At 73.2% G+C, this 15129-nt stretch carries 9 protein-coding genes, 2 tRNA genes and 1 pseudogene; 10 read left to right on the forward strand and 2 right to left on the reverse strand.

What is annotated here, in order from left to right; translation table 11 throughout:
- Window positions 1-25: 25 nt before the first annotated feature.
- The 6 genes from IF61_RS0113095 (at window position 26) to phsA (ending at window position 5443) form a co-directional block, all read left to right on the forward strand.
- The gene (locus IF61_RS0113095) at window positions 26-1732 is read left to right on the forward strand and encodes an LCP family protein (protein ID WP_030366515.1); all 1707 of its coding nucleotides are present in this window, start codon (window positions 26-28) and stop codon (window positions 1730-1732) included.
- A gap of 145 nt (window positions 1733-1877) precedes the next feature.
- A complete protein-coding gene (gene rsfS / locus IF61_RS0113100; RefSeq protein ID WP_030366516.1) occupies window positions 1878-2324 on the forward strand; it encodes a ribosome silencing factor in 447 nt (148 codons plus the stop codon).
- Window positions 2325-2330: 6 nt separating this feature from the next.
- Window positions 2331-2978 (forward strand): histidine phosphatase family protein, encoded by a 648-nt coding sequence (locus IF61_RS0113105; protein ID WP_030366517.1) that lies wholly within the window; start codon window positions 2331-2333, stop codon window positions 2976-2978.
- Window positions 2979-3089: 111 nt separating this feature from the next.
- Window positions 3090-3162: transfer RNA gene (locus tag IF61_RS0113110), tRNA-Ala, on the forward strand.
- Window positions 3163-3286: 124 nt separating this feature from the next.
- Entirely contained in the window at window positions 3287-3520 is a 234-nt protein-coding gene (locus tag IF61_RS0113115) for a hypothetical protein (protein WP_030366518.1), read from the forward strand.
- Between the two features lie 108 nt (window positions 3521-3628).
- Complete coding sequence (phsA, locus tag IF61_RS0113120) at window positions 3629-5443, forward strand: O-aminophenol oxidase PhsA (protein WP_030366519.1); 1815 nt, start codon at window positions 3629-3631, stop codon at window positions 5441-5443.
- Window positions 5444-5465: 22 nt separating this feature from the next.
- On the opposite strand, the pseudogene IF61_RS0113125 reads toward phsA, so the two are convergent.
- Window positions 5466-6650 (reverse strand): annotated as a pseudogene (locus IF61_RS0113125) (glycosyltransferase 87 family protein); the annotation flags it as partial.
- A gap of 221 nt (window positions 6651-6871) precedes the next feature.
- Here IF61_RS0113125 and IF61_RS0113130 point away from each other — a divergent pair.
- Window positions 6872-6944: transfer RNA gene (locus IF61_RS0113130), tRNA-Ala, on the forward strand.
- A gap of 50 nt (window positions 6945-6994) precedes the next feature.
- Here IF61_RS0113130 and IF61_RS0113135 read toward each other — a convergent pair.
- Entirely contained in the window at window positions 6995-8530 is a 1536-nt protein-coding gene (locus IF61_RS0113135; RefSeq protein WP_030366521.1) for an NADH-quinone oxidoreductase subunit NuoF family protein, read from the reverse strand.
- A gap of 313 nt (window positions 8531-8843) precedes the next feature.
- Between IF61_RS0113135 and IF61_RS0113140 the strand changes: the two genes are divergently transcribed.
- The 3 genes from IF61_RS0113140 to IF61_RS0113150 all read left to right on the forward strand — a co-directional run bounded on the left by IF61_RS0113140 (window position 8844) and on the right by IF61_RS0113150 (window position 15014).
- Complete coding sequence (locus IF61_RS0113140) at window positions 8844-10811, forward strand: S53 family peptidase (protein ID WP_030366522.1); 1968 nt, start codon at window positions 8844-8846, stop codon at window positions 10809-10811.
- A gap of 344 nt (window positions 10812-11155) precedes the next feature.
- A complete protein-coding gene (locus IF61_RS0113145) occupies window positions 11156-14044 on the forward strand; it encodes a leucine--tRNA ligase (protein WP_030366523.1) in 2889 nt (962 codons plus the stop codon).
- A 187-nt stretch (window positions 14045-14231) separates the two neighbouring features.
- Window positions 14232-15014, forward strand: a complete 783-nt coding sequence (locus IF61_RS0113150) for a hypothetical protein (protein WP_030366524.1) — start codon at window positions 14232-14234, stop codon at window positions 15012-15014.
- Window positions 15015-15129 lie beyond the last annotated feature (115 nt).

Consider the following 15129-nt stretch of genomic DNA (forward strand, 5'->3'; position numbering starts at 1 on the left):
GACCGAGGGGTACCGAGGGGAACCGGTGAACGACCGACAGGACCCGTACGCACACCAGCCGCAGGTGTACGGCTACGACGCCTACGGGCAGCCGGTGTACCGGCCGGACGCGCCCGAGCTGGTCTACGACCCGTACGGTCAGCCGGTGCAGCAGCAGCCCTATCCTCCGCAGGAGCCCGTGCACGGGGCCCAGGGCGGCGGGTACGGCGGGTACGACGCGGCGGGCGGCTACGACCCGTACGGCATGCCCGCGCAGGAGTCCTCTCAGCAGCCCGTCCAGCAACCTGTTCAGCAGCCCGTCCAGCAGCAGTGGATCCCGCGGCAGGCGGGCCCGCCCTACGCCGGGGGGCAGGGTGCCCAGGCGCCCGGAGCGCGGGCCCCCGAGCCGTACGAGCAGCAGCCCCGGGAATCCGCGGCCGGTCCGCAGGCCGCGTCCGGCGGGCCGGGCGGGCAGGCCCCCGGCAGCGACGCCGATCCCACCGCGGCGGCGGACTACCGCACCGAGCAGTTCTCGTTCATCGAGGAGCCCGACGAGGACTCCGAGGACGTCATCGACTGGCTCAAGTTCAGCGAGAGCCGCACCGAGCGGCGCGACGAGCGCAAGCGCAAGGGCCGCAACCGGATCGTGGCGCTCGCCGTGGTGCTCGTCCTCGCGGTGGGCGGCGCGGCGGCCTACCTGTTCCTGAGCGGCCCGGACGACAAGAAGGGCGCGGCCGCGTCCGGCGGCGGGCAGAAGCGCGACGTGATCGTCGTCCACCTGCGGCAGACGCACGGCGGCGGCTCCTCCACGGCCTTGCTGGTCGACAACGAGACCACCCGGAAGGGCACCACGGTCCTGCTGCCGAACACCCTGGCCGTCGCCAAGGAGGGCGGCGCGGGCGCAACGACGCTCGGCAAGTCCGTCCAGGACGACGGCACCGGCGCGACCCGGGACGCCCTGAACACGCTGCTGGGCTCCGACATCAAGGGCAGCTGGCGGCTGGACACGCCCTACCTGGAGAACCTGGTGGAGCTCGTCGGCGGCATCGAGGCCGACACGGACACGGACGTCCCCGGCGAGAAACAGGGCGACGGGCCGGTGGTCCGGCGCGGCACCGCGCAGAGCCTGAGCGGCCGCATGGCGGTGGCCTACGCCACCTACCGGGGGCCCGGCGAGGACGAGGGCAAGCAGCTCACCCGGTTCGGCCAGGTCATGCAGGCGGTGCTGAAGAAGATGCCGGCCGACGGCGCCTCGGCGACGCGCACCGTGGAGACGCTGGCGCAGATCCCCGACCCGTCGCTGTCCACCGAGCAGCTGGGCGCCTCCCTGGCCCACCTCGCGGCGCTGGCCAAGAAGGGCTCGTACGCCACCTCCGTGCTCCCCGTGCAGCAGGACGGCACCCTCGGCGAGAAGGCCACCGGCGGGCTCGTCAAGGACGTCCTGGGCGGCACGGTGCGCAACACCGACCCGAACGCGGCGCCCCGGGTGAGCGTGAAGAACGCCACAGGCGGCAAGGGCGCGGCGACCTCCGCGCAGATCACCTTGGTCAACAGCGGCTACAGCGTGATCGACGGCGGCACGGCGGGCGCCGCGGAGACGGCCTCGGCGGTGCTCTACGCGGACGAGAAGCGGGCGGCGCAGGCCCGGGAGGTCGCCAAGACCCTGGGGCTGCCGGCGGGCGCCGTGAAGCAGGCAAAGGACGCCGGCACGGCCGACGTCACCGTGGTCCTGGGCAAGGACTACAAGGGCTGAGCACGGCTGATCACGCTGGTCACGGGGGCGGGGACACCGCGGTCGGCGGTCACGGACGGTGGCCGCCGAAATGCCCAGGAGGGCCACCGGTGGGTCGTGAGACCCTTGATGGGTACCTGACCCCCTTCGACCGAAAGCATGGCTTGTGACCGCCACGGACCGCTCCATCGAGCTCATCAAGGCCGCCGCCCAGGCGGCCGCCGACAAGCTCGCGCACGACATCATCGCGTACGACGTCAGCGACGTACTGTCGATCACCGACGCCTTCCTGCTGGCCTCGGCCCCCAACGACCGCCAGGTCAAGTCGATCGTCGACGAGATCGAGGAGCACCTGCTCAAGGAGCTCGGCGCCAAGCCGGTGCGCCGCGAGGGCGACCGTGACGCCCGCTGGGTGCTGCTGGACTACGTCGACATCGTCGTCCACGTGCAGCACAGCGAGGAGCGCGTCTACTACGCCCTGGAGCGGCTGTGGAAGGACTGCCCGGAGATCGAGCTGCCCGCCGACGCCGCCGCCACCCGCGGCAAGGGCGAGGAGCACGCCCGGGCCCGGGCCGCGGAGGCCGGCGAGGGCTTCGACGACGCGGGCCGGTGAGCTGAGCTGACCAGCAAGAGCAGCGGCCGCCGCATCGTCCTGTGGCGGCACGGCCAGACCGCCTGGAACCTGGAGCGCCGCTTCCAGGGCTCCACGGACATCGAGCTGACCGGGACCGGCGTCGCGCAGGCGCGCCGGGCCGCCCGGCTGCTGGCCGGGCTCCGGCCGGACGCCATCATCGCCTCGGACCTCCAGCGGGCCGCGGCGACGGCGGCGGAGCTCGCCGCGGTCACCGGCCTGGAGGTCAGCCACCACTCCGAGCTGCGCGAGACGTACGCGGGCGTGTGGCAGGGCCTCACGCACGAGGAGATCATCGCGCGGTACGGCGAGGAGTACACGGCGTGGAAGCGCGGCGAGCCGGTCCGGCGCGGCGGCGGCGAGCTGGAGACCGAGGTCGCCGACCGGGCCGCCCCGGTCGTCCTGGAGCAGGCTGGGAAGCTGCCCGAGGACGGCACGCTCGTCGTCGTCAGCCACGGCGGCACCATCCGCACCACCATCGGCCGGCTGCTCCAGCTGGAGTCCCGGTCGTGGGAGGCGCTGGGCGGCCTCACCAACTGCTGCTGGTCCGTGCTGGGCGAGGGTGCGCGCGGCTGGCGCCTGCTGGAGCACAACGCGGGAACGCTCCCCGAGCCGGTCCTCGGCGACGACGACTGAGCGCCGCCGGGGCGCCCCGGGCCCGGATTTCACATCGGGGCAGGTGGCAGGCTAAAGTTCTTCTTGTTCGCGGGGAACGCCGGGGGAAACGCCGGAAGACCTGAGAACAGCGGGGCTATAGCTCAGTTGGTAGAGCGCCTGCATGGCATGCAGGAGGTCAGGAGTTCAATTCTCCTTAGCTCCACAGTTCGAAATGATCCCGTCTCCGTCACCGGAGGCGGGATCGTTTGCTTTACCGGCACATTCCCGTGGCAGAATCCGGCTGTCGGGAGCGGAGGACGAGCCGAAGGGGAGGGAACGGCTGACCCATGGGTGCTCACAGCCGGAAGTGCGACTGGTGCGGCAGCGGCACGCCGATCGTCCGAGACATGGAACCGCTCAACTCGGCCTACCAGTACTGGTGCGTGGAGTGCGCACGGGCGCTGATCATAAAAGGCGACCCCATCGAGACCTACCGCGAGCTGGAGGGCGAGCCGATCTACGGCCGGCTGCTGGACGAGCACTGCGCCCTGAAGCGCTTCTACTCCTTCGCGACAGCCTGAGGGCCGCGCACGCCGGGGCAACCCCCCGGGGAGGCGGACACGTCCTGAGGGGTGAAGCTGCCGCCGGGAACGGCCGGCGGCACGGGGGAAGCATGCGGAGGACACCGCGTGACCGAAACAGTCGTCAGCCCGGCCGGCTCCGGAGAGGGCTCCGAAGCGCCCGTGGCCGAACTCACACCCTTCCTCGACGCCCTGCGCGTTCCGCCGGTGCTCCGGCCCGGCCGGACCGAAGCGCTCCACGGCATCGAGATCGAACAGACCGCCACCTGGGTCCGGCTGCACTCACAGCTGCCGCCCACCCGCGTATGGGCCTACGAGGGCCACGTCCCGGGGCCGACGATCGAGGTGCGCCGCGGCCGCCGGCTGCGCGTCACCTGGAGCAACCGCCTCACCGGGCCCCACCCGGTGACCGCCGTGGAGGCCTCGCAGGCGCCCGGCGCGCCGGTGCCCGACACGCTGCCCGGCCGCGGCGGGGCCGCACCGCTGGCCGACGTCGCCGCGCTGCCGCCGTGGACGGTCACCCACCTGCACGGCGCGCCCACCGGCGGCGGCAACGACGGCTGGTCCGAGAACGCCGTCGCGCCCGGTGACAGCCAGCTCTCCGAATATCCCAACGACCACCGCGCGGTTGCCTGGTGGTACCACGACCACGCCATGGATATCACCCGGTGGAACGTCTTCGCGGGCCTGGCGGGGATGTACCTCGTGCGGGACGACGAGGAGGACGCCCTGCACCTGCCCTCGGGCGGGCACGAGATCCCGCTGATCGTCCAGGACCGCAACCTCGACACGGACCCGGACGGCAGGCTGTCCGGACGGCTGCTCCACAAGACCGTGATCGTCGGCAAGGACGCGCAGGGAAAGAACGTCACCCGGGCCTTCAACGGCCCGTACACCCTTGTCAACGGCGTCATCTGGCCGCATCTGGACGTGACGGCGCGGTGGTACCGCTTCCGGCTGCTCAACGCCTCCAACGCCCGCACCTACGACCTCCGGCTGGTGGACGACGAGACGGGCGCGCCGGTGCGGGGAGCGGCCTGGCGGATCGGCACGGACGGCGGGCTGCTGCCGCGCCCCCTGCCGCTGGACGGGCCGCTGTCCGTGGCGCCCGCCGAGCGGATGGACGTGCTGATCAACTTCGGCCTGCTGCGGGGTCGCCGCGTCCGCCTGGTCAACGAGGCGCCGGGGGTCGTGTACCCGCAGGTCATGGAGTTCCGGGTGGCGGACGACGAGGAGGACGACCCGTTCGTGCTGCCGCCGGTGATCTCCAGCTCCTTCGAGCGGATCACCCATGACACGGCGCCCGGGCACGAGCACCGGCTGATCGCGCTGGTCCCGCCCGGCACGGCGGGGAACGCCCACCCGGGCATGTGGGAGATGCGGAAGGCCGAGCCCGGGGACGTGCAGATCCCGGGTGAGGGCGTGATCCAGGTCAAGGGCGCGGACGGCAAGCTGCGCACGTACCGCAGGACCGCCCGGACCTTCGACGACGCGCTGGGCTTTATGGTCACCTACGACGGCTGGGAGCAGTGGAGCTTCCTCAATCTGGGCGGTCCCACGCACCCCATGCACATCCACCTGATCGACTTTCAGGTGCTGAGCCGGGACCTCTACCCGGCGGGCCCGGAGAGCCCGTTCGACACGGCCCTGGGCGGCACGCTGTCGCCGCTGGAGCACGGGGGGACGGCGCCGGTGCCGGACGGCGACGCGGGCTGGAAGGACGTGATCCAGGTGCCCGCCGGGCAGATGGTGAACGTGATCGGCCGCTTCCGCGGTGCGCGCGGCCGGTTCATGTACCACTGCCACCTGCTGGAGCACGAGGACATGGGGATGATGCGTCCGTTCGTGGTGATGCCGGGCGAGGTACTGAAGTTCCACCACGGGGAGCACGGCGGCCACGGCCACGGCGGTCACTCGGGCTGACGCCGCCGCCGGTGCCGGCGCATCGCAGGGCGGCCAGGGCGAGGAAGGCCGCCGCGGCCGCCGGGTAGCCGGCGTCGAGCAGCATCTGGCCGCCGCTCTGGTGGAGTTCGGGCCGGCCCTCGACGCTGTGCGGGACCCGCCACAGCACGTACGAGCAGAACAGCACGGCGGCCGCCGCGGTCCCCGCCCACCAGGCGGGGCTGCGGCGCTCGGCCGCCTCGCGGGCGAGCAGCAGCCCGGCCGGCACGCACCACACCCAGTGGTGCGACCAAGAGACGGGGCTGACGAGCAGCGCGGTGGCCGCGCAGGACAGGGCGCCCCAGGCGGCGCCCCGCGGCCCCACGCGCCGGGTTCGTACGGCCACGGCCAGGCCGAGGACGGTGACGGCCGCCGCGGCGACCGCCCACCACGGGCCGGGGTCGCCGGTGTGCAGCAGCCGGGCGAGGACGCCGCGCAGCGACTGGTTGGCGGTGTCCTCGGCGTGGCCCACCCGCTCGGCGGCGAAGACGGCGTCGGTCCAGAAGCGGCGCGAGTCGTGCGGCAGGGCCAGCGCGGCGAGTGCCGCCGTGCCGCCGAAGGCGGCGGTGGCGACGGCCGCCCGGCGCAGCCACGCCCCGCCGTCCGCCCGGCGGGCCAGGCCCGTGGCGGCCAGGTGGACGACGAACAGGGCGGGGGTGAGCTTGATGCCCGTCGCGAGGCCGGTGCCGAGGCCCGCCCAGCGGTGCCCGGCCGGCCGCGTCAGGTCCCACAGCACCAGGACGGCGACGAGGAGGTTGACCTGGCCGTTGCGCAGGGTCTGCCAGACGGGCTCGCACCAGACGCACAGGGCGGCGGCCGTGAGCGTCACGGCGGCCCGCGGGCGGCCGTCGACGAGCCGTACGGAGAGGTGGGTGAGGGCGAGCAGCAGGCCGAGGTTGACGAGCTCGGTGAGGACGCGCAGCGCGGTCGTGCCGGGCAGGGTGAGGGCGGTGAACAGGAGCGCCGCGAAGGGCGGGTAGGTGGCGGGCAGGCCGCGGTGCGTGGCGCGCATCGCGTAGAGGTCGCCGCCGGTGCGGACGGTCCAGCCCTCGGCGCGGTAGACGAGGACGTCGATGGAGGCGACGTGGGAGGCCCGCTGGGCGAGGAGGAAGAGACCGAAGGAGACCAGACAGCCCGCGGCGGCGGCCAGGGTGCTGCGGCGGCCGGGGCGGCCGGGCCAGGCTGTCACGAGGAGCGCTCCGGTTCCACGAGTGACAAAACGAGGAGGTGAGGAGTGAGGGGTGAGGCGTGATGCTGACAAATCGGACGAATAGGGGGCGATGTTATCCCATTCGCCCGGCTTCCCGGCGCCGGTGGGCAGCCGATTTGGCAGGTGGAGGGGGTGTCCGTGTAATGTTGTCGATGTCGCCAGGGGAACCGGAAAGGGAAACCCGGCGGCGAGCATCGCAAGGGGCTATAGCTCAGTTGGTAGAGCGCCTGCATGGCATGCAGGAGGTCAGGAGTTCAATTCTCCTTAGCTCCACAGGAGATAAGCGGGTCGTCCGGAAACGGGCGGCCCGCTTTTTCGTGCGCTCAGCGCTCCTTGCCGAGCTGCTCCTTGTCGAGTCTCAGGGCCAGCGCCGGGCAGCGGCGCACGGCCCGCTGCGCCCGGCCCCGCAGGTGGTCCGGCACCCCCGCGTCCGCGAGCGAGGGATAGCCGTCCGGCCCGATCCGTACGAGCTGGGGCAGCAGGCCCGCGCACAGCCCGTGCCCCTCGCACAGCGTCCAGTCCACCGCCAGCCGCTCCACGCGTCGCGGGCCGTCCGCGGCGGCGTCCGCGCCGGCGCCCGAGGGCAGCGGTAGCACCCCGGCCGTGGGGCGCCCGCAGCCGCCGTTCAGGACGTGCGCCGCCAGGTCGTCGGTGAAGGCCGACAGCGCGCTCAGGACGAACCGTGCCGCGCCGTCCGGGTGCCCGCACGCCCCGCGGCCCCGCACCGCCCCGGCCGCCTCCCGCACGCGCTCCAGGGCGCCCTGGCCGGCGCCCGCCGCCACGTCCGCGAGCGCCCCGGCGAGCGACGGCAGCCCGGACCGGCACGGCCCGCACTGCCCGGCCGACTCGGCGGCCAGCCAGTGCGCGGCCCGTACGGTCTCGCCCAGCGGGCAGGTGTCCGCGGGCAGCGCCAGCACGGCACCCACCCCGAGGGCCCCGCCGCACTCCGCGAGGCCCCCGTAGGAGACCCGGGCCCGGGCTGCCGTCGCCGTGTCCAGCCACGCGCCGTGGCAGCCGCCCGTCAGCACCCCCTGCGGGGCGGGAGCGGCGCCGCACACCTTCAGCACGTACGCGAGCGGCACGCCGCCCGGCACCTCCACGACCTGCGGCTCGGGCACCGCGCCCGAGACGGTCAGCAGCAGGGTGCCCGGATCGCCCGGGGCGCCCGTGGCCGCGTAGCCCTCGGCGCCCAGGCGGGCGGCGAGGGCGAGTTGGGCGAACGTCTCCGCGTTGGACAGCAGCGTCGGCGCGCCGCCCAGGCCCTCGCGCGAGGCCCGGTCGTGCCGCCCGGGCGGCAGCGGCAGCCCGCCGTCGGCGGCCCGCAGCAGCGCCGAGGACTCGCCCGACACCAGCCGCTCGGGCAGGCGCACCACCCGGGCCCGTACGGACCGGGCCCGCCGGTCGGCGAGCCCCCGCTCGGCCAGCGCCTCGCGCACCGAGGCCTCGGCCGCCGCCCGGGTCACCCCGACCACCACGGAGCCCGCGCCGAGGGCCGCCGCCGTCAGCAGTGCCCCGTCCAGCACCAGGTGCGGGGCCCGCGCGAGCAGCACCGCGTCCTTGCGGCTGGACGGGTCGCCCTCGCAGCCGTTGACCACCACGGCGGGGGCCGCGCCGCGCCGCCGCACCGCCTGCCTCACCGCTTGGAGCTTGCGCGCGAAGGGGAAGCCCGCGCCGCCCCGGCCGCGCAGCGCGACCGCCTCCGCGAGGGCCGTCAGCTGCGCCTCGGTGTGCTGGGGGAGCGAGCCGTGGACCGACAGGTGGGCGCTGCGGTCGAGCCGGGCCGCCCGGTCCAGCCCGGCCAGCAGGCGCGGGCGGCCGAGGGCGAGGACGGCCGGCTGTTCGGGGAGCGCCGGGCTCACCGGGCCCGGCCCGGAGCGACGGCGTCACCGGTGCGGTCGGGGAATGCGAGCAGGTGGAGGAGGTCCATGGCTCGGCACCGTAGGGAGCCCACCGGCGGCGTGCGGTCCGCTTCGCGCAACCCCGGTGCGAGGGGCCTCACCACTGCTAACGTCGGGTCTTTTGCCCCTGCCGGTCTCTCCGGCGCCTCCTTGATCTCTTCTTGACGAACTCATGCCCCACGGTTGAGGAGTTCGCCGAAAGAGTGACGCACTGTGGGCGTGCTCATGCCAGCACGCCCCGCTGTTTGCGACCACTCGTTTCGCAGGGGGTTCCATGAGATCAAGCCGCTCCCGTGTGCGCGCCGGACTGGCCCTGGCGGCAGCGCTGCCGCTGGCCGCCGGGGCGCTCGCGCTCGGCACGCCCACCGCCCTGGCGGCCCAGGCAGGGCCCGGGCCGCACGACCGGCAGGCGCTGGCGGGCACCAAGCCGCTGTGGGCGACGCCCTCGGCCGACCGCGGCACGGCCGACGCGTCGGAGAAGGTCACCGCCCGCGTCTACCTCGCCGGCCGCGACGCCAAGGGCCTCGCCGCCTACGCCCGGGCCGTCTCCGACCCGGCGTCCGCCTCGTACGGCAAGTACTTGACGGCGCGCCAGGCGAAGGAACGATTCGCGGCGACGAAGGAACAGATAGCCGGGGTCACCGGCTGGCTGACCTCCTCCGGCCTGAAGGTGACCGGCACCAACGACCACTACGTCACCGTAACCGGCGACGCCGCCGCGGCCAGGAAGGCCTTCGGCACCGAGCTGCACCGCTACGTCAAAGACGGCCGCACCTACCACGCGCCCTCCACCACGGCCTCCGTTCCCGCCGCGCTCGACGGCGCCGTCCTGACCGTCGTGGGCCTGAACGACGCCCCGCGCCTGGCCAAGCACCGCGAGACCCTTCCCGGCCCGTCGGCCGCCTTCCGCAACGCCGGCCCGTTCTCCACGTACTACGGCTCGAACGTGAACAAGAGCCTGCCGTCCGCCTACGGCTCCCACGCGCCGTACGCGATCAAGGGCTACACGGGCAAGCAGCTGCGCGCCGCGTACGGGGCGAAGAACTTCACCGGCAAGGGCGTCACGATCGCCATCACCGACGCCTACGCCTCCCCGACCATCGCCCAGGACGTCCAGCAGTACGCCAAGCGCAACGGCGACAAGAGCTGGAGCAAGGGCCAGTACTCCCAGGTGCTGCCCGCCGGCTGGACGCACACCGGCGAGAAGGAGTGCGACGCCTCCGGCTGGTACGGCGAGGAGACCCTCGACATCGAGGCCGCCCACGCCGTCGCCCCGGACGCCGGCATCGTCTACGTCGCCGGCGCCTCCTGCCAGGACGACGACCTGATCGACGCCCTGCACAAGATCGTCGACGGGCGGCTCGCGGACATCGTCTCCAACTCCTGGGGCGACGTCGAGAGCAACGAGACCCCGGACGTGGCCGCTGCCTACGACCAGGTCTTCCAGACCGGCGCCGTCGAGGGCATCGGCTTCTACTTCTCCTCCGGCGACGACGGCGACAACGTCGCCAAGCACGGCACCAAGCAGGCCGACACGCCCGCCAACTCCCCGTGGGTCACCTCGGTCGGCGGCACCTCCCTCGCCGTCGGCAAGGGCGACAAGTACTTGTGGGAGACCGGCTGGGGCACCCACAAGGCGGAGCTCTCCAAGGACGGCCTGAGCTGGGAGGGGTCGGTCTTCACGGGCGGCGCCGGCGGCGGCACCAGCAAGATCCACCAGCAGCCGTTCTACCAGCGCGGCGTCGTCCCCGACGCCCTCGCCAAGGCGGGCGGCAGCACCCCCATGCGCGTCGGGCCCGACATCGCGGCCGTCGCCGACTCCAGCACCGGCTTCCTCGTCGGCCAGACCCAGACCTTCCCCGACGGCTCGGTGAAGTACGACGAGTACCGCATCGGCGGCACCTCCCTCGCCGCCCCGGTGATCGCCGGCGTCCAGGCGCTCGCCCAGCAGGCCCGCCACGGCGTGCCGATCGGCTTTGCCAACCCCGCCATCTACGACCGGTACGGCACCGCCGCCTACCACGACGTCACCGACCACCCGCTCGGCAAGGGCCAGGGCATCGGCGTCGTCCGCGTCGACTACAAGAACAGCGTGGACGCCAAGGACGGCCTGGTCACCACGCTGCGCAGCCTCGGCGGCGACAGCTCGCTCTCGGCCGTTCCCGGCTACGACGACGTCACCGGCGTGGGCACGCCGGGAGACTCCTACGTGACGTCGTACGTGCCGGGGCACCGGCGCTGAGCAGGGCGAACCGCGCCCCGTAAGGAGCGCGGGGCGGTTTCCTATGCGGCTCCGCCGCGTGGGCGCGAGCAACCGCGGACGGCCCGCACCCGCCGGACAAGGCCCGCCGGCACGGCGCTCACCCGGGGCCACAGGGCCCGCACCGACGGTGCGGGCCCTGTGGCCCCTGCGGTAATCTGACTCCATGCGTGCCGTACGCCTTCTGCTTAGCGGGCCGCGCTGATCAGTACCGACCGGTGACCACGGTCGGCATCGGCGCGGCGTCCCCTCCTGTGCGAGGGGATTTTTCATTTCCGCAGGTGCCGCAGGTAGAGACGACGACGATCGATGGAGCTTTGAGGACGATGAGCGAGACCAACACCGCCGCCGAGGTGGCTGCCCCGCACCGCTACACGGCCGCGCTGGCCGCCGACATCGAGGCACGCTGGCAGGACGCCTGGGACGCCGAGGGCACGTACGAGGCGCCCAACCCCAGCGGTGACCTGGCGGGCGACCCGGCGGTCGTGGCACGCCCCAAGAAGTTCATCATGGACATGTTCCCGTACCCCTCGGGTGCGGGCCTGCACGTCGGCCACCCGCTCGGCTACATCGCCACCGACGTCTACGCGCGCTACCACCGCATGACCGGGCACAACGTCCTGCACACCCTGGGCTTCGACGCCTTCGGCCTGCCCGCCGAGCAGTACGCCGTGCAGACCGGCACCCACCCGCGGGTCTCCACCGAGGCCAACATCGTCAACATGAAGGCGCAGCTGCGCCGCCTGGGCCTGGGCCACGACAAGCGCCGCTCGTTCGAGACGATCGACCCGGCCTACTACAAGTGGACCCAGTGGATCTTCCTGCAGATCTTCAACTCCTGGTACGACGAGGAGGCGAAGAAGGCCCGCCCGATCGCCGAGCTGGTCGAGCAGTTCGAGAGCGGCCGGCGCGAGGTCCCGGGCACGCGCGCGTGGAGCGAGCTGAGCGCCGCCGAGCGCGAGGACGTCCTGGGCGGCTACCGCCTGGCCTACGCCTCCGACGCGCCCGTCAACTGGTGCCCCGGCCTGGGCACCGTGCTGGCCAACGAGGAGGTCACCGCGGACGGCCGCTCCGAGCGCGGCAACTTCCCCGTCTTCAAGTCCAAGCTGCGCCAGTGGAACATGCGGATCACCGCGTACGCGGACCGCCTGCTGGAGGACCTGGACGCCCTGGACTGGCCCGAGGCCATCAAGCTCCAGCAGCGCAACTGGATCGGCCGCAGCGTCGGCGCCCGCGTCGACTTCGCCGTCGAGGGTCACGCGGACGCCAAGGTCACCGTCTTCACCACCCGCCAGGACACCCTCTTCGGCGCCACCTACCTGGTCGTCGCGCCCGAGCACCAGCTGGTGACCGAGGACGAGGCGCACCGCTCCGCCATCCCGGCCGCCTGGCCCGAGGGCACCCACGAGGACTGGACCGGCGGGCACGCCACCCCGGCCGAGGCCGTCGCCGCCTACCGCAAGGAGGCCGCCGCCAAGTCCGACGTCGAGCGCCAGGCCGACGCCAAGGAGAAGACCGGCGTCTTCACCGGCGTCTACGCGATCAACCCGGTCAGCGGCGACAAGCTGCCCGTCTTCACCGCCGACTACGTCCTCATGGGCTACGGCACCGGCGCGATCATGGCCGTCCCCGCGCACGACAGCCGCGACTTCGCCTTCGCGCGCGCCTTCGACCTGCCGATGCGCTGCGTCGTGCAGCCGGCCGACGACCGCGGCACCGACCCGGCCGCCTGGGCCGAGTCCTTCGACTCGTACGACGCCGAGATCATCAACTCGGCCGGGGAGGGCGTCTCCCTGGACGGCCTGGTCGTGAACGACGCGAAGGCCCGCATGGCCGCGTGGCTGACCGAGCAGGGCATCGGCGAGGCCACCGTCAACTACCGTCTGCGCGACTGGCTCTTCAGCCGCCAGCGCTACTGGGGCGAGCCCTTCCCGATCGTCTACGACGAGCAGGGCGTCGCCCACTCGCTGCCCGAGTCGATGCTGCCGCTGGAGCTGCCCGAGGTCGAGGACTACTCGCCGCGCACCTTCGAGCCCGACGACGCCGACACCGAGCCCGAGACCCCGCTCTCCCGCAACGAGGAGTGGGTCAACGTCACGCTGGACCTCGGCGACGGCCCGAAGCGCTACCGCCGCGAGACCAACACCATGCCCAACTGGGCCGGCTCCTGCTGGTACGAGCTGCGCTACCTGGACCCGCACAACGACGAGCAGCTGGTCTCCCCCGAGGCCGAGCAGTACTGGATGGGCCCGCGCGAGGGTCAGCCGCACGGCGGCGTCGACCTGTACGTCGGCGGTGCCGAGCACGCCGTGCTGCACCTGCTGTACGCCCGCTTCTGGTCGAAGATCCTCTTCGACCTGGGTCACGTCTCCTCGGCCGAGCCGTTCCACAAGCTCTACAACCAGGGCATGATCCAGGCGTACGTCTACCGCGACGCGCGGGGCATCGCCGTCCCGGCCACCGAGGTGGAGGAGCGCGAGGGCGCGTACTACTACCAGGGCGAGAAGGTCAGCCGGCTGCTCGGCAAGATGGGCAAGTCCCTGAAGAACGCCGTCACGCCGGACGAGATCTGCGCCGAGTACGGCGCCGACACCCTGCGCCTCTACGAGATGGCGATGGGCCCGCTGGACGTCTCCCGCCCCTGGGACACCCGCGCCGTCATCGGCCAGTACCGGCTGCTGCAGCGCCTGTGGCGCAACGTCGTCGACGAGGCCACCGGCGAGGTCACCGTCGTGGACTCCGAGGCCGACGAGGCGACGCTGCGCGCCCTGCACAAGGCGGTCGACGGCGTCGGCCAGGACCTGGCGAACCTGCGCTTCAACACCGCCATCGCCAAGATCACCGAGCTGAACAACCACGTGACCAAGCTGAGCGAGGTCCCGCGGTCCGTCGCCGAGGCCATGGTGCCGCTGATCGCGCCGCTGGCCCCGCACATCGCCGAGGAGCTGTGGCACAAGCTCGGCCGCTCCGGCTCCGTGGTGCACGCGGACTTCCCCGTCGCCGACCCGGCTTACCTGGTCGACGAGGCCGTGACCTGCGTCGTCCAGATCAAGGGCAAGGTCAAGGCGCGCCTGGAGGTCCCGCCGTCCATCTCCGACGTGGAGCTGGAGAAGGCCGCGCTGGCCGACCCGGCGGTCGTCGCGGCGCTGGGCGGCGCGGGCATCCGCAAGGTCATCGTGCGGGCGCCGAAGCTGGTGAACATCGTCCCGGCGTAAGGTCCGGGTCCTTTCCGGTCAGGGCCGGTCCGGGACCGGCCCGGGGCCGGTCCGGGGCCGGTCCGGCCACTGAGGGTTCTTCCCTACGGGCAGGTTGGGGGTTCGTTCGGAACCCGCGGCCTGCCCGTGCCGTTTACGGTGGAGGGGAGACGGCGGACGCCGTCCCCACACCGTCCCGAGGAGCGTCATGGAAGCCGTGGCCGTGATCGTCGCACTGATCTTCGCGGTCCTCGTCGCGCTGGCAGTGATCGCCACGGTCAGGACGGTGCGGGCGGTCAAGCGCGGCGTGGACCGCACGGTCCACCAGGCGCGGCGCACGGTCGAGGACACCCGCCTCAAGGCCAGGCAGTTCGCCCAGCCCGGCGCGGCCGGGGAGGTCGCACAGCTGCGCCTCTCGCTGCGCACGTCGATGCGCGCCACGCAGGACGCCCTGCAGACCGCCGCCCCCGAGGACCCCTCGCTCTCCGAGGCGCTCGCCCTCTTCCAGCGCCTCAGTGCCCACGGCCGCGAGCTGGACGACGAGCTCAAGCGGCTGGAGACCGAGCCGGACAAGGCCCGGATCACGGCCCGCCTGCCCGAGCTCCGCGAACGCACGGCCCGCGTCAAGGACTCCGCGGACTCGCTGCGCTTCGCCGCCCAGGACCGCGCCCGGCGCTTCGCCGACGACGACCTGGAGACGCTGAGCGGCCAGATCCGCATGGAGGCGGGCGCGCTGCGGCACTGGAGCGATGAGGGGACGGGGGAAGCTGCGGGGATGAGCGGGGCCGCAGGGATGGGGGACGGGGCTGCGCGGGCGGGTGCCGGTGGGACAGCCGGTACAGCAAGTGCTGCCGAGGCTCCGGGGGCCGGGGCGCCGGCGGGGGAGCAGCAGGAACCGCAGGCGATCACCGGGCGGGACAGGGACCGGGACGCATGGCGCTCGCCGGGCTACTCGTGGCAGAAGGCCGGCCGGCCGGAAAGTGCGGGCTGACCGACACGCTGGGGGAATTGCGCCGCATGAGGTCTACCGCATGCGGCCCCGGCTGTCCGGCCGTCCCGCAGGATGATCACCTGTACGGGGCCCGTACTGCCGTCGGAGCGCCCCG

Source organism: Streptomyces roseoverticillatus, from assembly GCF_000719265.1.
GTDB lineage: Bacteria > Actinomycetota > Actinomycetes > Streptomycetales > Streptomycetaceae > Streptomyces > Streptomyces roseoverticillatus.

Coding starts and splice junctions, on each gene's coding strand:
- IF61_RS0113115 (WP_030366518.1), top strand. CDS start 3,287: ATGGGTGCTCACAGCCGGAAGTGCGACTGGTGCGGCAGCGGCACGCCG.
- IF61_RS0113140 (WP_030366522.1), top strand. CDS start 8,844: ATGAGATCAAGCCGCTCCCGTGTGCGCGCCGGACTGGCCCTGGCGGCA.
- IF61_RS0113145 (WP_030366523.1), top strand. CDS start 11,156: ATGAGCGAGACCAACACCGCCGCCGAGGTGGCTGCCCCGCACCGCTAC.
- IF61_RS0113150 (WP_030366524.1), top strand. CDS start 14,232: ATGGAAGCCGTGGCCGTGATCGTCGCACTGATCTTCGCGGTCCTCGTC.